The sequence below is a fragment of the Streptomyces cahuitamycinicus genome (genome assembly GCF_002891435.1).
GTDB classification, from domain to species: Bacteria; Actinomycetota; Actinomycetes; order Streptomycetales; family Streptomycetaceae; genus Streptomyces; species Streptomyces cahuitamycinicus.
On sequence record NZ_POUC01000053.1, the window covers coordinates 1 to 17,276 of the forward strand.

At 70.7% G+C, this 17,276-nt stretch carries 17 protein-coding genes, 1 pseudogene and 2 riboswitches; of the genes and pseudogenes, 8 read left to right on the top strand and 10 right to left on the bottom strand.

Translation table 11 applies throughout. The features are described from left to right. Positions 1-4: 4 nt before the first annotated feature. From C1J00_RS10190 to C1J00_RS47875, 3 genes and pseudogenes are all read left to right on the top strand, one after another. Positions 5-508, top strand: a complete 504-nt coding sequence (locus tag C1J00_RS10190) for an ATP-binding protein (protein ID WP_102908746.1) — start codon at positions 5-7, stop codon at positions 506-508. 167 nt (positions 509-675) lie between these two features. Next, complete coding sequence (locus tag C1J00_RS10195; protein ID WP_102908721.1) at positions 676-1,854, top strand: YncE family protein; 1,179 nt, start codon at positions 676-678, stop codon at positions 1,852-1,854. Positions 1,855-2,537: 683 nt separating this feature from the next. Continuing rightward, positions 2,538-2,867: pseudogene (locus C1J00_RS47875) on the top strand (phosphatase PAP2 family protein); the annotation flags it as partial. Between the two features lie 87 nt (positions 2,868-2,954). Here C1J00_RS47875 and C1J00_RS10210 read toward each other — a convergent pair. Both C1J00_RS10210 and C1J00_RS10215 read right to left on the bottom strand, forming a co-directional pair. After that, entirely contained in the window at positions 2,955-3,635 is a 681-nt protein-coding gene (locus tag C1J00_RS10210) for a response regulator (protein WP_102908722.1), read from the bottom strand. Positions 3,636-3,642: 7 nt separating this feature from the next. Beyond that, entirely contained in the window at positions 3,643-5,082 is a 1,440-nt protein-coding gene (locus tag C1J00_RS10215; protein WP_102908723.1) for a sensor histidine kinase, read from the bottom strand. Positions 5,083-5,155: 73 nt separating this feature from the next. Between C1J00_RS10215 and C1J00_RS10220 the strand changes: the two genes are divergently transcribed. The 3 genes from C1J00_RS10220 to C1J00_RS10230 all read left to right on the top strand — a co-directional run bounded on the left by C1J00_RS10220 (position 5,156) and on the right by C1J00_RS10230 (position 6,525). Next, on the top strand, positions 5,156-5,404 hold the full coding sequence (locus C1J00_RS10220) for a hypothetical protein (protein WP_245936290.1): 249 nt from the start codon (positions 5,156-5,158) through the stop codon (positions 5,402-5,404). Positions 5,405-5,463: 59 nt separating this feature from the next. Next, positions 5,464-5,676, top strand: coding sequence for an EF-hand domain-containing protein (locus C1J00_RS10225; RefSeq protein ID WP_102908724.1), 213 nt, complete (start codon positions 5,464-5,466; stop codon positions 5,674-5,676). Positions 5,677-5,862: 186 nt separating this feature from the next. Further along, positions 5,863-6,525, top strand: a complete 663-nt coding sequence (locus C1J00_RS10230) for an NADPH-dependent F420 reductase (protein ID WP_102908725.1) — start codon at positions 5,863-5,865, stop codon at positions 6,523-6,525. 15 nt (positions 6,526-6,540) lie between these two features. On the opposite strand, the gene C1J00_RS10235 is transcribed toward C1J00_RS10230, so the two are convergent. The 8 genes from C1J00_RS10235 to gcvT form a co-directional block, all read right to left on the bottom strand. Next, complete coding sequence (locus tag C1J00_RS10235; protein ID WP_102908726.1) at positions 6,541-7,098, bottom strand: GH25 family lysozyme; 558 nt, start codon at positions 7,096-7,098, stop codon at positions 6,541-6,543. An 82-nt stretch (positions 7,099-7,180) separates the two neighbouring features. Next, complete coding sequence (locus tag C1J00_RS10240) at positions 7,181-8,410, bottom strand: McrC family protein (protein WP_102908727.1); 1,230 nt, start codon at positions 8,408-8,410, stop codon at positions 7,181-7,183. Next, on the bottom strand, positions 8,407-9,042 hold the full coding sequence (locus tag C1J00_RS10245) for an AAA family ATPase (protein ID WP_439333392.1): 636 nt from the start codon (positions 9,040-9,042) through the stop codon (positions 8,407-8,409). Before C1J00_RS10245 ends, C1J00_RS10240 begins: the two co-directional genes overlap by 4 nt. After that, positions 8,931-10,598 (bottom strand): DUF8426 domain-containing protein, encoded by a 1,668-nt coding sequence (locus tag C1J00_RS10250; RefSeq protein WP_245936289.1) that lies wholly within the window; start codon positions 10,596-10,598, stop codon positions 8,931-8,933. Before C1J00_RS10250 ends, C1J00_RS10245 begins: the two co-directional genes overlap by 112 nt. 80 nt (positions 10,599-10,678) lie before the next feature. After that, positions 10,679-12,046 (bottom strand): L-serine ammonia-lyase, encoded by a 1,368-nt coding sequence (locus tag C1J00_RS10255; protein ID WP_102908728.1) that lies wholly within the window; start codon positions 12,044-12,046, stop codon positions 10,679-10,681. Between the two features lie 154 nt (positions 12,047-12,200). After that, positions 12,201-13,463, bottom strand: coding sequence for a serine hydroxymethyltransferase (glyA, locus tag C1J00_RS10260; RefSeq protein ID WP_102908729.1), 1,263 nt, complete (start codon positions 13,461-13,463; stop codon positions 12,201-12,203). Positions 13,464-13,472: 9 nt separating this feature from the next. After that, positions 13,473-13,850: a glycine cleavage system protein GcvH gene (gcvH, locus tag C1J00_RS10265; protein ID WP_102908730.1), complete on the bottom strand. Its 378-nt coding sequence runs from the start codon at positions 13,848-13,850 to the stop codon at positions 13,473-13,475. Between the two features lie 105 nt (positions 13,851-13,955). Then, positions 13,956-15,077 carry a glycine cleavage system aminomethyltransferase GcvT gene (gene gcvT / locus C1J00_RS10270; RefSeq protein WP_102908731.1) on the bottom strand — a complete coding sequence of 374 codons (1,122 nt, stop codon included), beginning with the start codon at positions 15,075-15,077 and terminating at the stop codon, positions 13,956-13,958. Between the two features lie 74 nt (positions 15,078-15,151). Further along, a riboswitch (glycine riboswitch) is annotated at positions 15,152-15,271 on the bottom strand. Beyond that, a riboswitch (glycine riboswitch) is annotated at positions 15,272-15,371 on the bottom strand. A 220-nt stretch (positions 15,372-15,591) separates the two neighbouring features. Here gcvT and C1J00_RS10275 point away from each other — a divergent pair. Beyond that, positions 15,592-16,260 (top strand): AAA family ATPase, encoded by a 669-nt coding sequence (locus C1J00_RS10275; protein ID WP_102908732.1) that lies wholly within the window; start codon positions 15,592-15,594, stop codon positions 16,258-16,260. Between the two features lie 143 nt (positions 16,261-16,403). After that, a complete protein-coding gene (locus C1J00_RS10280; protein WP_102908733.1) occupies positions 16,404-17,192 on the top strand; it encodes an enhanced serine sensitivity protein SseB in 789 nt (262 codons plus the stop codon). Positions 17,193-17,276: the final 84 nt, after the last annotated feature.

Genomic DNA, 17,276 nt, shown 5'->3' on the forward strand with positions numbered 1-17,276 from the left:
GGGCATGGCGGGGCTGGAGGGTTGGGAACAGCCGCGGGGACACGCTCATGCGGCCGCGGCGCGCTGGTCGCCGACCGTCGAGGACGAACACGCGCTCAAAGCGCTGGAGTTGTACGGCAACCCGACGGAGGCAGAGGTTCCACTGCCGTCCCGCCCCGAGTCCGCCGCCACCGCGCGACGGCTCACGCAGGTCGTGGTCCTGCGCCACTGGGGACTCACCCCCAAGACCACCGAGGACGCGGTCCTCCTCGTCTCCGAACTGGTCGGCAACGCCGTCCGCCACACCGGCGCCCGCGTCTTCGGTCTGCGGCTGCACCGGCGCCGCGGCTGGATCCGCGTCGAGGTGCGAGACCCCTCCCGAGGGCTGCCGTGCCTGATGCCCGTCCAGGAGATGGACACCAGCGGCCGGGGCCTGTTCCTCGTCGACAAACTGGCCGACCGCTGGGGGGTCGACCTGCTGCCCCGGGGCAAGACCACCTGGTTCGAGATGCGGGTCGCCGACCGCTGACGGCGCGATGCCTCACCCCCGGTCGCCGGACGGGTCGCCGACCGCGACGGCGCGATGCCACACCCGGTCGCGGGTCGGGTCGCCGACAGCTGACCGCGCGATGCCTCACCCGGTCGCCGGACGGATGAATCACGCCTTTCCCTGCGAGGCGCCCCTTAAATGGTGCAATGCACCGCCATCTCGTCAAGAGCGCCCTGGTCGCGGGAGCCGCCCTCGCCGTCCTCGCCGCCTGCGGCACCGGCAGCGGGGAACGGACCTCCGAGGCACGGGGCACCAAGGCCGCCGTGCCCGCCCCGCCCGAGAAGAAGCCCGTGGAGGGCCTGCCCGGCATGCCGCCAGTCTTGGACCCCGAGGACGTGTACGCGGCCGACCGCCCGAACAAGCTGTCCCCGGTGGTCAAGGACTTCCCGTCCCGGGTCTACGTCCCCAACACCGAGTCCGACACCGTCTCCGTCATCGATCCGAAGACGTACGAGATCATCGAGACGATCCCCGTCGGCCGGCAGCCCCAGCACGTCGTGCCCTCCTGGGACCTGAAGACGCTCTGGGTCAACAACAACCGCGGCCACACCCTCACCCCGATCGACCCCAAGACCGGCAAGGCGGGCAAGCCGGTCGATGTCCACGACCCCTACAACCTCTACTTCACGCCCAACGGCAGGTACGCCGTCGTCATGGCCTCCCTCGACCGCGAGCTGGTCTTCCGCGACCCGCACACCATGGAGATCAAGAAGACCGTCCCGGTCTCCTGCTACGGCGTCAACCACGCCGACTTCTCCCTCGACGGCCGCTACTTCATCGTCTCCTGCGAGTTCAGCGGCGAGCTCCTCAAGGTCGACACCGAGAAGATGGAGGTCGTCGGACAGCAGCGGCTCCCGTTCGAGGGCGCCATGCCGCAGGACGTGAAGATCTCGCCCGACGGCAAGAGGTTCTACATCGCCGACATGATGGCCCACGGCATGTGGGTCCTGGACGGCGACAAGTTCACCGAGCCCACCCTGATGCCCACCGGCAAGGGCTGCCACGGCCTCTACGTCAGCCGCGACTCCCGCGAGATGTACGTGTCCAACCGCGGCGAGGGCACCGTCTCCGTCTTCGACTTCACCCAGAACAAGCTGACCAAGAAGTGGGACCTGCCCGACGGAGGCAGCCCCGACATGGGCGGCGTCTCCGCCGACGGCAAGGTGCTGTGGCTGTCCGGCCGCTACGACGCCGAGGTGTACGCCATCGACACCCGCACCGGCACCCAGCTCGCCCGCATCCCGGTCGGCAGCGGCCCTCACGGCCTCGCGGTCTACCCGCAGCCCGGCCGCTACTCGCTCGGCCATACGGGCATCTTCCGGTGACACCCGTCTGCCGTCCACCGAAGGGAGCCGCACCCCGAGGGCTGTGCGCGCCCGTAGACGTGGGTGGGCGTGACGGCCATGCGTTGATCTCCGCCCGGGCCGACGCACGCAGTTCCCGCGAGGTCGGAACGTGGTTGTAGAGCGTGCCGGGGCTCACGCCGAGGAGCTTGGCGATCGAGGGATCGAGCGGCCGGGGTCGGGCAGCAGGTCGCGGGGGCGCGGATGACGTCCTCGGTGGAAACGGTGGGGCGTCCGTCGATCCGGCCGCGAGCGCGGGCGGCGGCCAGGCCATTGAGGATCAGGATGTCCGATGACGCGGAACGAGGGGGCCTGTAGCTGTCAACCCTGACGATCGTCAAAGCTCGGTGTTGCCCTTCGGCTCGGGTTCCCGGCTGTTCCCGCTTCTACGTTCGGGCCCCATGGAACGTGAACCGCGAATGAAAGTCCGAGCCGGTCGGCTGCTCGGCACGTTGGCCGTCCTGAGTGCGGGAGCAGGAGTCGTCACTTGGCTGTCCCCAGGTGGGCTGGGCGAGGCCGGGGCTGTCGAGGTCACGAGTGGAGCTTCGGCGTCCGCGTACCGGTCGGTGGCCAGCGTGGTGACGGACGCACCGTCATGGCTGGGCCCTCTTCTGGAAGTGGCCACCGAGGGCACTTTGGTGATCCTCGGAATGTTGCTGGTCTGGATGTGGTGGACGGCAATCCGCCGCAAGAACGCATGGGAGGTCGCCGGATCCGTCCTGACCGGTCTCGGCACCGTCGCGGCCTATGCGGTGAGCGAAGCGGTGAAGCTCGTCGTGGACGAGGAGCGTCCTTGCCGTGCGTTACGCGCAGGCGCCGAATCTGTCACGGAATGCCCAGGAGCGGGGGACTGGTCGTTCCCGAGCAACCACGCCACCCTGGCCGCCGGCCTGGCCGTCGGTCTCGCAGTGCTGCGGCCCCGCCTCGCCGCGATCACGCTGCCGCTGGCCGGGGCTGCCGCGCTGCTGCGTGTGCTGGTGGGAGTTCATTACCCGCACGATGTGCTCGCCGGCGCGACGCTCGGCGGCGCTGTCGTTGCGGCGGTGCTGCTCGCGTTCATGCCCCTTGCCCAGGGGGCGGCATCACGGCTGGGAAGGCTGAGGGGGAATGATCCCGGCCTCGTGGGCCACGACCGCGGCGGCGGCCCGGTTGTCGACGCCCAGCCTCGCCAGGATGGAACTCACGTGGGCTTTGACCGTTCCCTCCACCACATGGAGCCGCCGGGCGATCTGACCGTTGGACAGGCCGCTGCCGAGAAAGGCCAGTACCTCCCTTTCCCGGGCGGTGAGGGCGGCGACCCGGTGGCGGGCGGCGGAGCGCCGACCGGCCAGGGTGCCCGCGCCCGTCGCGCCGAGGTGCGCGATAACCCGGGCCGCGACTTTCGGTGACAGGTAAGCGGCGCCTTCGGCCACTGCACGGACTCCGGTGATCAGTTCCTCGGGTTCGCCCGACTTGATCAGGAAGCCTGCTGCACCCCCGCCGAGCGCCTTGAGGATGTAGTCGTCCTCGCCGAAGGTCGTCAGCATGATGATGTTCGTGCTCGGCACCGTGTTGCGGATTTCCGCGGCGGCGTCGATGCCATTGATTCCCGGCATGCGGATATCGAGCACGGCCACCGCGGGACGATGGCGTTGGACCAGTTCCACGGCGTCGTGCCCGTCGACGGCCTCGGCGACGACTTCGATATCAGGATCCGTGGCAAGAACGGCGCGTATCCCTGCGCGGATCATCGGTTCATCGTCGGCGATCAGTACCCGGATCATCGAGCGCTCACGGGGTGATCGTGTTCAGGGACACCAGAGTGTCCTTCCGGAAACAGAGCTGGTAGGCGTCGCCGGACCGGTCGTCGAACCGGTCGGCCGTCATCGCGTAGTACTCGCACGTTACGCCGTCTCCCGTCGGCTCGGCGGTCAGCGGTCGATGGTTCGTCTGCCGGTCCGGCAGGAAACGCTTAGCCTCGGTACGATCTTGCCCTACGTGCAGGCGGGCATAGTCGCGTGGGTCCAGGACCGACTGCGACGCCGACAGCATCTCCCAGCCCATGAGAGCTCCGCTCAGTAAGGCTCCGGTCACGAGGGGCACCATGACCGCGGCGACCAGGGCCCGGCCGACCCGGCGCCGAGCGCGGCGATGTTCCTGCGGTAACTCATCACCGCGAGAGGCTGAGGGCGAGAGTGGCGGTGGCGGCGGCGAGGGCGTGTGCGGCATACGCGCGACGACCGCGTAGCCTCCGTCGCACGGCCCGTGGGCGAACGAACCGCCGGTCAGCCGCATACGTTCTTCGAGACCGACAAGGCCACGCCCTCCGCTCCGAGGCCGGGGCCGCTGACTGGCCGCAGACGACGGCGGGCCGTTCTCCACGACGACCTGTGTTTCTGTTGCCTTATGCGTCACGTGGACAGTCGCGGTCGCGCCGGACGCGTGCTTGGCAATGTTGGTCAGGGCTTCTTGCACGACCCGGTGAGCTGCCCGTTCGACCACGGGCGGCACGTCGTCCGCCTCGCCGTCGATGCGCAACTCCACCGTGAGACCGGCCGCAGAAGCCTCGGAGGCCAGAGTCGTGAGGCTGGAGTCGTTGGGGTCCATCGACGTTGTGTCGGTCTCCTCCCGCAGGACACCGATCACCTCACTGAGACGCTCCACCGCGGCCGCGGCTCTGGCTCGGATGTCCGCTGCGGCCCTTCGGTGGTGTTCTTCAAGGTCCGGCGCGAGTTTGAGTGCGCCGGCCGACAGTGCGATCAGGCTGAGGTCATGGCCGAGTACGTCATGCATGTCCTGGGCGATACGTGCCCGCTCGCGCAGCCGGGCTTGATCAGCGATCAGTTGCTGCTCGCGTTGCAGCTGATCGGCGCGCTCCCACCCGGCCCGGACAAGCTGCTGATACTGGCACCAGAACCGGCCCGCGAACCAAGGCAGCATCGTGGCTGCCACCACCACTGTCACAAAGCGGCTGGCCAGGGGGAGCCAAGCAGGAACGACGGACAAGGCCACCACACTGGCCGCGAGAATCGCGACCAGGGCGAGCGCTGTCGGCGCCGTCCGCCCAGGCCGTCGCCCTGCCAGGAACGCGGCGATGGCGGTAGGGACAGCCCACCAGGGGTTTATCACGCTCAGGCCGGCGACCACCGCGGTAACCGCCGTGAGAATGGTTCCAGGATCAAGTGCAAGCCGTAGAACAGCGGTTCCGGTCGCAACCTCATGGCTGATCATTGGGCTGTCCACGGAGGTGACGGTACGGACATCAGGCACCGTCCGACCACTGCCGAAAGTCCAATCCGCGTCGGTGACCGGCGAGCACTGGGCTCCGTGTGGCATCGCCCCGGACTCGCCGGAGGCGGCAGAGATGCTGAGCGGGCTGCTGGGCGGCGCCGATGCGGCGACCGTGCTCACCCGTCTGCGGTCGCACGCCACCCACCGGATCGCCCGGTACCGCGAGTTGCTCGCCGTCGTGAAGGGCGCCGGGCCCGAGGCCGCGTACCGGGCGGAGTTCGCCTGGGTGGTCGCCGCGCTGGACGCCCGTACGGCCGGATAATCTGACCTGCGTCAGACCTGCGTCAGCAAGACGCACAGCACGAGATGAGGGGCGGATCGGTGGCGGACATCGAGGAAGCACGCAAGCAGTTCGAGCGGATCGATACGGACGGTGACGGCTTCATCACCGCTGCCGAGTTCAAGAGCACCCTGGCCAAGTCGGGCGACTGGAACGTCACCGAGTCGGTCGCCGAGGTCGTCATCAAGACCCGCGACCTCGACGGCGACAAGCGCCTGAGCTTCGACGAGTTCTGGGCCTACCTGAACAAGTAGGCCGCCCGGCCGCAGCCGAGCGAAGGGGCCCGGTCCGTGATCGTCGGACCGGGCCCCTCGCCACGCCCGGAGTGCACTGCACCAGAGCCATCCCCGGACGCGGAATAGGGCCCCCGACCCGCGGGTTGACCCTGGGCACGAGGCTCCACGAGGCACCGTTCGGCTCCGGAAAGGCTAGGCAAGGACATGAAGATCGGCATCATCGGCGCGGGCAACATCGGCGGCAATCTGACCCGGCGGCTCACCGCCCTCGGTCATGACGTGTCCGTGGCCAACTCCCGGGGACCGGAGACGCTCACGGCCCTCGCGGAGGAGACCGGCGCGACGCCCGTGACGGTCGGGGAGGCGGCGCGGGGCGCCGAGATCGTCGTGGTCACCATCCCGCTCAAGGCGGTCCCGGACCTCCCCTCCGGCCTGCTCGACGGCGCCGCGGACGGCGTCGCGGTCATCGACACCGGCAACTACTACCCGCAGCAGCGCGACGGCAGGATCGCCGGGATCGAGGACGACGGCCTCACCGAGAGCCGCTGGACGGAACGGCACATCGGCCACCCGGTGATCAAGGCCTTCAACGGCACCTTCGCCCAGGACATCCTGGACCGCCCGCTCCCCGCCGGTGACCCCGGCCGCATGGCCCTGCCGGTGGCCGGCGACGACGAGGCGGCCAAGCGCAAGGTCCGGGACCTGATCGACGCGCTCGGCTTCGACACCGTGGACGCGGGCGGCCTCGACGACTCCTGGCGCCAGCAGCCCGGCACCCCGGTCTACGGCCTGCGCGACGGCGTCGAGGCGGTCACCAAGGCACTGGCGGAGGCGTCCCCGGAGCGCACGCCGGAGTTCAGCGGCTGAGGCCGGTCGTTCGGATCAGGCGTCCTCCGCCCATGCCCGCAGCGCCGCCTTGCTCGCGAAACGGGCCACGTTCTTGTCGAGCGGGTCGTCGGTGTACTGGTGGAAGCGCCACTTCGCCTCGATGCGGGGTTCGCCCGCCGAGACGTAATCGGCGATCCACAGGCCGTCGCCCGCATAGGACGTCGTGTCGACGTCGAGCCAGAAGTGCCGGTTGGCGTAGAGGATGACCTGGTTGTCCGGCCGCAGATCCTTCAGCTTCCGGATGAACAGGTCCTTCTCCGCGTTGCTCGCGTGCGTCCCGTTGCTGGTCGTCTCCCAGTCGACGGCGAGGATGTCACCCGCCCGGTCCGGGGCCTTGCTCACGAAGTACTCGACCTGGGCGCCGAGGTTGCCCGGCCACAGGAAGTGGTAGAAGCCGACGACCAGACCGGCGTCCCGGGCCCGCTTGGTCTGGGCGGCGAGTTTCGGATTGACGTAGGAGCGGCCCTCCGTCGCCTTGACGAAGACGAAGGACAGGCCGTCGGTGCCGTAGGAGGAGGACTGGTAGGCGCTCACATCGATGCCGTGCAGCATGGGGAGCTCCCTGAAGTGCTGTGGGGAGGGGAGTTGGTGTCCACCACCTTGGCACGGCCTGCTGTGGGATGACGGGGAAACGTCAACCTGGGTGAACCGTGGGACGGGTGTCCGCGGCCGTGGCGGTGATGCGATCAGCCAGGTCCGTGACGGCCGACAGGAGCGCGTCCGGCGGAAGTGCGAGGTCCAGGGTGTGGGCGGTGACGGTGATGCCGGCGCGCCGTATGACGTGGTCCGTGGGCCCGTCCTGGGTGGTGGCGGCATACACCAGATGGCCGTGCGGCAGACCGAGCGCGGTGCAGTAGCCGAGCAGCTGGCCGAGGTGGTCGGTGGAGGGCGCGGCCCTGTCGAGGAACACGTACTTCGCGTCGACCACGCTGACCGGACGGCCCGCCCGGTACAGCACGATGTCCGGCCGCAGCCGCACCCGGCGGGCCTCGTCCAGCCGGTGGTGCCCCTCCTGCCCGGCGCACCGGACGCCCCGGCGGGCCAGGACGTCGCCGAGCGACACCGTGAGGAACCGCTCGAACACGTCCGGCAGGTGGAGCAAGAAGCCCTCCGCCGCGACGGGGCTGCCGCCCTCCGGCTGGACGGAACGGGCGGACAGCACCAGCTCCGCGAGCCGCAGCACGCGTGCGTAGCGGGAGTTGAGGCGGTTCGGTGTCCAGCGGGGCAGCGGCGCGCCCGGGTGGAGGGGGCGGACGCCCACGAGGTGACCTGCGAGGTGGTGCAGGGCCTGGCGGGTGCGTACGGAGACGCCCGGCAGCCGGGCGGTCAGGCCCAGGGCCGTGAGCAGGACGCGGTTCTCGGCGATGTCGGGGGTGTGGTCGTCGTACCGCACGGCGACGGGCAGCGGCAGGCCGACGCGGCGCAGCTGGTCCGCCGTGCGGATCCGGCCGCGGATCAGGGGCAGGTCCTCCTCGACCGTGCGGTAGCCGTGCAGCACTCCGGCGTCGAGGGTGCGGCGTGCGGTGCGGGCGAGCAGGTCGGCGACCGCGGGGAGGAGTTCGTCCGACTCGGCCGCGTCGACCGGCTCGGGCCGCCAGGGGTCGTCGGAGGAGTAGGAGAGCAGGAACAGCAGGTCCCGGACGGGGAGTTTGGGGCGCAGGTGGAGCTGGACGGTCCCGCCGGACGGGGTGCGCAGCCGGACCAGCCCGGCCCTCTGGTTGCCGCGCAGGCGCCAGCGTCCGCCCGCCGCAGGGCTCAGCCGCACCAGGCCCGGCACGGCGAGCAGCCCGGCGAGCTGGTCGCCCGTCAGCTCCCGCACGAGGCCGGGGCCGGTCTCCGGAACGGTGAGGACGAGGCCGGTCACGCCTCCTCCGGGGCCCGCCCGAGCGCCGCACGCAGCACGGGCAGGCCGTACTCCTCCTCCACGTCGATCCCGGTGCCGTAGAGCTGGTCCTCCAGCAGGGGCAGGATCTGGGTGCGCCAGACGAGGTCGAGTCCCTCCGGCCGGGCCGCGGCGGGCTTCATCAGGTACGACGGCCCGATCGCCCGGTCCGCGTCACCGAGGCGGGTGTTGAGCTCGTCCAGCAGCCGTGCGGCGGTGTCCGGCAGGCCGCGCTCCCGCAGCCAGCGGTCCAGCAGGCCGTGGACCGGCGGCTTCTCGGGGGAGAGGCGGCGGAAGGCGAACCGGCGCCGCATCGCCGCGTCGACCAGGGCGATCGAACGGTCGGCGGTGTTCATCGTGCCGACGAGGAACAGGTTGCGCGGCAGGGTGAACGGGGCGTGCGGGCTGTACTGGGTGGTGACGGGCTCCTCGCGGTACTCCAGCAGGAAGTACAGCTCGCCGAAGACCTTCGCCAGGTTGGCCCGGTTGATCTCGTCGACGATCAGGACGTACGGGTTGGACGGGTCCTTCGCGGCACGCTCGGCGAGCAGCCTGGCCCGGCATCTCGCCGGGCCCGACCGGGTCGAACTCGTGCAGTTCCACCCCTCGTACACCTACGAGGACTTCTTCGAGGGCTTCCGTCCCGTCCGGGGCGAGAGCGGCTCGGTCGTGTTCGACGTCGTGCCCGGGCCGTTCCGGCGCGGGCCAGGTAGGTCTTCCCGGTGCCGGGCGGGCCGTGGAAGACGAGCTGCCCCTGTTCCTGGAGCTGTTCGGCGGTCTCCCGGAGCCAGTCCGGCGGCATCAGCAGTTGAGCGGCCAGCTCCTCGGTGACGGGTGGCAGTTCCAGTGGCTTGGTGACGTCGACGTCGACGAGTTCCTCGGCGACGACGTCCTCCAGGCCGGCCCGCTCGGCGAGTTCGGCGGCGATGCTGCTGACGTCGTAGAGCGTCGGCGGCAGCGGCAGCCGGGCCTGCACCCGCTCGGGCAGCTCCGCGCGGACGAGCGGCCGCTCGGCGGTGGCCCAGCTCACCGGGCGGCGCCGGGCGTTGTCCGGGCCGTCCGCGGTGTCGTACTCCGCCGGGCCCTGGACAGTGCCGACGTGCACCTCGTCCGGGGTGACGGTGACGACCAGGTCGCCCGGCCGCATCAGGGTGAGGAAGGCGTGCAGCTGGTACGCGGCCTGTCCGCGCAGTTGGGCGCCGGCCTCGGGCATCGCCTCGGCGACGGCCCGCTGGACGTCCTGCTTCGTGGAGCCGGCGGCGATCTCCGGGATCTCCCGCCAGGACATCGAGCAGTAGCCGCGCCGCAGCCAGTCCGGGATGAAGTTGCGCCCGTCCACGTTGTACCCGCGCACCATCCAGCCGCGCTGCTCGTGCTCGACGGCGCCCTTGCGCCATCGGCCCACCCAGCGCTCGTCGTAGAAGTCGACCGGTTCTCCGGTCTGTGCCTGGAGCGTCCGGCACAGCTCCAGCAGGTCGCGGTCGACGTCCGCGCTGGGTTCGAGGAGCTCGTCGGCGAACGACTTGACGATCTCCTGCTTGTGCTGGGCGCTGGCGATCGGCTGGTAGGTGTCGGGGAAGAGCAGGAACAGCAGGACGTGGATCTGCGCACGCCCCTTCTTGTGCCCGACGGCCTTCTGGACGTCGAGGCACAGTTCCCTGAAGCCGTAGGGGTCTTCGAGCGTCGCCTCCCGCTCCGCGCCTGTCATCCCCGCGAGCCGCTCCACCAGCAGCACCAGGATCCGGAACTGCGCCCAGCGGTAGTTAAGGAAGCCCTGGCCGCCGTTCATGAAGCCCGTCAGGCCCGGCTCCAGGTCCGCCGGAACGGTCACCGGGCGGTCGGCCCAGGACAGCACCTCGCCGAGGATCTGCCGCTTCTTGGCCCGCCCGATCTGCTCGGGCACGAGCGGTGCCATGTTCACGAACAGCAACTCGGCGGCGAGCACGACGGTCGCGTCCGGGGCGCCGTCGAGTTGCCGGCGCAGTTTGACCAGGAACGTGTCCGAGGACTCGTCCGGCCGGTCCACGAACCGCGCGCGCAGATCGGCGGCCGTGGCCCGACTCCAGGCCGGCACCTCCCGCGCGAACGCGGACGTCCCGCTCAGCAGCCCGTCGCGGAATACCCGCCGCACCGCCGCCACCACCTCGACGCTGTCCGCCCGCCTCGTCACTGCGTCCCACCCCCTGGTGCTCGAAGGGCCCAGCTTAGGAGGGGGATGTGACAGTCGTCAGGCCGTCGGCCGGGAAGCGGTCAGCACTCGATGATGTTGACGGCCAGCCCGCCCCGGGCCGTCTCCTTGTACTTCACCGACATGTCCGCGCCGGTGTCCTTCATCGTCTTGATGACCTTGTCCAGGGACACCTTGTGGGAGCCGTCGCCGCGCATGGCCATGCGGGCGGCGGTGACGGCCTTGACCGCGGCCATGCCGTTGCGTTCGATGCAGGGGATCTGTACCAGGCCGCCGACCGGGTCGCAGGTGAGGCCGAGGTTGTGCTCCATGCCGATCTCGGCGGCGTTCTCGACCTGCTCCGGCGAACCGCCGAGCACCTCGGCCAAGGCACCCGCGGCCATCGAGCAGGCGGAGCCCACCTCGCCCTGGCAGCCGACCTCGGCACCGGAGATGGAGGCGTTCTCCTTGAAGAGCATGCCGATCGCGCCCGCGGCGAGCAGGAAGCGGACCACGCCCTCCTCATCGGCGCCCGGCACGAAGTTGACGTAGTAGTGCAGGACCGCCGGGATGATGCCGGCGGCGCCGTTGGTGGGGGCGGTGACGACCCGGCCGCCGGCGGCGTTCTCCTCGTTGACCGCCATGGCGTAGAGGGTGATCCACTCCATGGAGAGGGCCAGCGGGTCGCCCTCGGAGCGCAGCTTGCGCGCGGTGTTCGCGGCCCGGCGGCGCACCTTGAGGCCGCCCGGCAGGATGCCCTCCTGGGACAGTCCGCGCGCCACGCAGTCCCGCATGACCTGCCAGATCTCCAGCAGGCCCGCGCGGATCTCCTCCTCGGTGCGCCAGGCCCGCTCGTTCTCCAGCATCAGCGCGGAGATGGACAGGCCCGTCTCCTCGGCCAGGCGCAGCAGCTCGTCGCCGGTGCGGAAGGGGTACTTCAGCACGGTGTCGTCGAGCTTGATGCGGTCCGCCCCGACCGCGTCCTCGTCGACGACGAAGCCGCCGCCGACCGAGTAGTACGTCTTCGTGAGCAACTCCGCGCCCGAGGCGTCGTACGCCCACAGCGTCATGCCGTTCGCGTGGTACGGCAGGGCCTTGCGGCGGTGCAGGACCATGTCGTCGTCGAAGGAGAACGCGATCTCGTGCTCGCCGAACAGGTTCAGCCGCCCGCCGGCCTTGATCGCCTCCACCCGCTCGTCCGCGCTGGACACGTCCACCGTGCGGGGCGAGTCGCCCTCCAGGCCGAGCAGCACCGCCTTGGGCGTGCCGTGGCCGTGGCCGGTCGCGCCGAGCGAGCCGTACAGCTCCGTGCGGACCGAGGCGACGGACCCCAGGAGCTCCTCGTTGCGCAGCCGCCGTACGAACAGGCCTGCCGCCCGCATCGGGCCGACGGTGTGGGAGCTGGACGGGCCGATGCCGATCGAGAACAGGTCGAAGACCGAGATGGCCACGGGGAACTCCTGACTACGGGGTGGTGCAGAGGGGGTGGGTGCCGCGACCGCTTGCGGCGGGCGCGGCACCCGAAAGGTTTCTTCGTTACTTGTTCGGACCCGCTACGTGTTCAGATCCGCTACTTGTTCGGGGCCCGCTACTTGCTCGGGCCCGCTACTTGTTCAGACCCGGGTACAGCGGGTGCTTGTCGGCCAGCGCCTTCACGCGGGCCTTGAGGGCCTGCGCGTCGTAGGCCGGCTTCAGCGCCTCGGCGATGACGTCCGCGACCTCCGCGAAGTCCTCGGTCGAGAAGCCCCGGGTCGCCAGGGCCGGTGTGCCGATCCGCAGACCGGACGTCACCATCGGCGGACGCGGGTCGTTCGGGATCGCGTTCCGGTTGACGGTGATGCCCACCTCGTGGAGGCGGTCCTCGGCCTGCCGGCCGTCCAGCTCCGAGTGGCGCAGGTCGACCAGGACCAGGTGCACGTCCGTGCCGCCGGACAGGACGTCCACGCCCACGGCCCGGACGTCGTCCTTCACCAGACGCTCGGCCAGGATGCGGGCACCGTCCAGCGTACGGCGCTGGCGCTCCTTGAAGTCCTCAGAGGCGGCGACCTTGAAGGCGACCGCCTTGGCGGCGATCACGTGCTCCAGCGGGCCACCCTGCTGACCGGGGAAGACAGCGGAGTTGATCTTCTTGGCCAGTTCGGCCGTGGAGAGGATCACACCGCCGCGCGGGCCGCCCAGCGTCTTGTGGGTCGTGGTGGTCACCACGTGCGCGTGCGGCACCGGGTTCGGGTGCAGCCCGGCCGCCACGAGCCCCGCGAAGTGGGCCATGTCGACCATCAGGTACGCGCCGACCTCGTCCGCGATCCGGCGGAACTCCGCGAAGTCCAGCTGCCGCGGGTACGCCGACCAGCCGGCGACGATCAGCTTCGGCCGGGACTCCTTCGCCAGCCGCTCCACCTCGGCCATGTCGACCCGGCCGTCCTCGCCCACGTGGTAGGCGACGACGTCGTAGAGCTTGCCGGAGAAGTTGATCTTCATGCCGTGGGTCAGGTGCCCGCCGTGGGCGAGGTTCAGGCCCATGATGGTGTCGCCCGGCTTGAGCAGCGCGAACATCGCCGCCGCGTTGGCCTGGGCACCCGAGTGCGGCTGCACGTTGGCGTGCTCGGCGCCGAACAGCTCCTTGATGCGGTCGATCGCGATCTGCTCGACCACGTCGACGTGCTCGCAGCCACCGTAGTAGCGGCGGCCCGGGTAGCCCTCGGCGTACTTGTTGGTGAGGACCGAGCCCTGCGCCTCCATGACCGCGACCGGAGCGAAGTTCTCCGAGGCGATCATCTCCAGCGTCGACTGCTGGCGGTGCAGCTCGGCGTCGACCGCGGCGGCGACCGCCGGGTCGAGCTCGTGCAGGGGTGTGTTCAGGACGGACATACGACTCCCTCAGCCCGCGGAGAACGCGGTGTACTCGGCGGCGGAGAGCAGGTCGCCCGGCTCGTCCGTGATCCGCACCTTGAAAAGCCAGCCGCCCTCGAAGGGGGCCGAGTTCACCAGCGACGGGTCGTTCACGACGTCCTCGTTGACCTCGGTGATCTCACCGGACACGGGGGAGTACAGGTCGGACACCGACTTGGTCGACTCCAGCTCGCCGCAGGTCTCGCCGGCGGACACGGAGTCACCGACCTCGGGAAGCTGGACGAACACGACATCGCCGAGCGCGTTGGCCGCGTGCTCCGTGATGCCGACCGTCGAGACGCCGTCCTCGGCGGCCGACAGCCACTCGTGCTCCTTGCTGTAGCGCAGCTCTTCGGGATTGCTCATATGGCCTGGATTCTCCTGTACGCGCGGGAGTGCTGTGGAAGGGGGGACTGCTGGTGAGCTGGGACGACGGGCACAGGGGCGCTGTCGCGGCCCTTCGGCCAGTGTCTACTTCTGGCGCTTGTAGAACGGCAGCGCCACGACCTCGTACGGCTCGTGACTGCCCCGGATGTCCACGCCCACGCCACTCGCGCCGGGCGCGGCGTGCGCGGCGTCGACGTACGCCATCGCGATCGGCTTGCCGAGGGTGGGGGAGGGGGCGCCGGAGGTGACCTCGCCGACCACCTCGCCGCCGGCGACGACCGCGTACCCGGCGCGCGGCACCCGGCGGCCCTCGGCGACGAGCCCGGCCAGCACGCGCGGCGGATTCCGCTCGGAGCGGGCGGCGGCCTCGCGCAGGGCCTCGCGCCCCACGAAGTCGCCCTCCTTCTCGAACTTCACCACCCGGCCGAGCCCGGCGTCGAAGGGCGTGAGGGAGGTCGACAGCTCGTGCCCGTACAGCGGCATGCCCGCCTCCAGGCGCAGCGTGTCGCGGCAGGACAGCCCGCACGGGACCAGACCGGCGCCCTCGCCGGCCTTGGTAAGGCCCTGCCACAGCTCGACGGCGTGTTCGGGCTTCACGAACAGCTCGAAGCCGTCCTCACCGGTGTAGCCGGTGCGGGCGATCAGGGCCGGGACCCCGGCGACCGTGCCGGGCAGCCCGGCGTAGTACTTCAGACCGTCGAGGTCGGCGTCGGTCAGGGACTTCAGGATCCCGGGCGACTGCGGGCCCTGTACGGCGATCAGCGCGTAGGCGTCCCGGTCGTCGCGCACCTCGGCGTCGAAGCCGGCGGCGCGCTCGGTCAGCGCGTCCAGGACCACCTGGGCGTTGGAGGCGTTCGCGACGACCATGTACTCGGTGTCGCCGAGGCGGTAGACGATCAGATCGTCCAGGATGCCGCCGTCGGCCCGGCAGATCATGGTGTAGCGGGCCCGGCCCGGCTTCACGCCGCCGATGTTGCCCACCAGTGCGAAGTCGAGCAGGGCGGCGGCCTGTGGGCCGGTGACGGTGATCTCACCCATGTGGGAGAGGTCGAAAAGGCCGGCCTTCGTGCGCACGGCGATGTGCTCGTCGCGCTCGGAACCGTAGCGCAGGGGCATGTCCCAGCCGGCGAAGTCGGTCATCGTCGCGCCGAGCGAACGATGCAGGGCATCGAGCGCGGTGTGACGGAGTTCTCCTGTACTGCTCACGGTCGGTCGTCTCCCAGGGGCGATGGGGTACCTCCCGCTCGAGCTCGTTCGAGCGTGGGGGAGGGCGAGGGCGTTCCTCCCCATCTGTCATCGGAACCTGAGAGGTTCGCCATGACCGCGCCGGTCCATGGCTTGCACCTTGGGTGGGACCACGCCCTGCCCGAGACAGGGGGAGGCCCGCTTTTCAGATGTGCCTCGCCCGCGCGGTAACGGGGCCTGAGAGATTCAAGGGAGGGACTTGCTCCTTCGGCGCCCCAGCTCTTGCGGTGCTGGAGACTCTCCCGCGCGGATTCAAACGGCCGGTATGCAGTTGGCGCGCACATCATTGCACGCATCCTTCGGGCGCGGCAGGGGGACCTTTCACAGTGAGTGCACGAGTCCGCCCGCCGGACACAGCGACCTGTAGCAGCCCTGTTGCAGGACAAGAACGTAAATGAGGGGCCTGCGGCATTACCTTCTCTTTACACTCAGCGGGGATGGGACTCCGTACCTGGCCCCAGGGGAGGACATCACGGTGAACAGGACCACCGCGTACGCGACGACGGGCATCGCGCTGCCCGAGCAGCCGGCCGCCGCTCCGGTCCGGGCGGTCCGCGCCCCGGTGCCGGTGCCGGTCGTCCGCGATCTGCGCGAGCGCCCCGGGTGCGGCCCGCACGCGCTGTTGTTCGGCCCTCGCGACCTCGTCGTGGTCACGGGGCTGCCAGGCAGCGGCAAGTCCACGCTGATGCGGCGCACCGTGCCGGGCGGGCGCATCGACTCCCAGGACACCCGCGACCGCTGGGAGCGCCGCATGCCGCGCGCCCTGCCGTACGCGCTCTACCGTCCGCTCGTCCGCCTCTCCCACTACGCCGGGCTGCGCCGCGCCCTGCGCACCGGGGAGGCCGTCGTCGTGCACGACTGCGGCACGCAGGCCTGGGTCCGCCGCTGGCTCGCCCGTGAGGCCCGCCGCCGGGGGGGCACGCTCCACCTGCTCCTCCTCGACGTCACCCCCGAGCAGGCCCTGGCCGGCCAGCGGGACCGGGGCCGCGGCGTCTCGCGCTACGCGTTCCTGCGCCACCGCGCGGCAAGTACCCGCATCCTGCGCGCGGTGGAACGCGGCGACCTCCCCTCCGGCTGCGGCTCGGCCGTCCTCGCCGACCGCGACGCGGCGAACGCCCTCCACAGAATCGGCTTCACGGGCTGAGCCCACGCCGTCGTCCACACAGAGTCGGCTTCGCGGGCTGAGCCCGCGCCGTCGTCCACAGGGCCGTATTCCCCATGCCCCGCGGAGTCCGGCAGCCGTTAGCCTGTGACCCACAGCAGTGGTTCCAGGCAGGCGGTAGGCAGATGGACATCCCGGCGGGCTTCTCCGCGGACTTCCCGGCGCAGACGCAGACCCACCCGCACGGCGGTTGGCCCGGCAACGAGCTGGAGGAGGTGCTCTCGGCCTCCCTCGGCGCCGGACCGGCGGCCGGCGGGCGGATCGTCGAGGTGCTCGGCCGGAGCTTCGTGTGGATTCCGCTGCCCAACGGCGGCGGCCCGCACAGCGGCCCCCTCGACCTGCCCGGCATCGAGATCGACGGTCAGGCGTTCGTGCCGGTGTTCAGCTCCGAGGAGCAGTTCCGCCAGGTCGTGGGCTCCCACATGTCGTACACCATCGCGCCCGCCGTGGAGTTCGCCCGCGGCCTGCCCCCGCACGCGGGCATCGCCATCAACCCGGGTGGTGTGGTCGGCATCCCGCTCCCGCCGCCCGCGGTGGCCGAGCTTTGCCGGGCCGGCCGGACCTCGCTGGACGGTCCCGCGAGCGGCGGCCGGGTCCGCCTCTTCGAGCCCGACTGGCAGGAGGACCCCGTGGACTTCCTCGCCGCCGCCTCCGCCGAGTTCGAGGCGACCGGTGTCGTCGTCACGGCCCGGCGCTGCCTCGCGGCCATCGAGACCGCCGACCCCGTGATGTTCGTCGGCGTCGAACTCTCCCAGTGGGAAGGCGACCTGCGCGCCCTCCCGCTGGACGCCCTCACCCGTGCCGTCACCGCCGTCCCGGCCCCCTGGCCGGTCAACCTCGTCCTCCTGGACGTGGCGGAGGACCCGGTGGGCGTCTGGATGCGGGACCGGGTCCGGCCCTTCTACCAGCGGTAGGGCAGCCTGCTCAGGGGCGCGAGGAACGGCGCGATCAACCACACACAACCCGCACCCGCCCGACGGCGTCAATCCCCGGGGGAT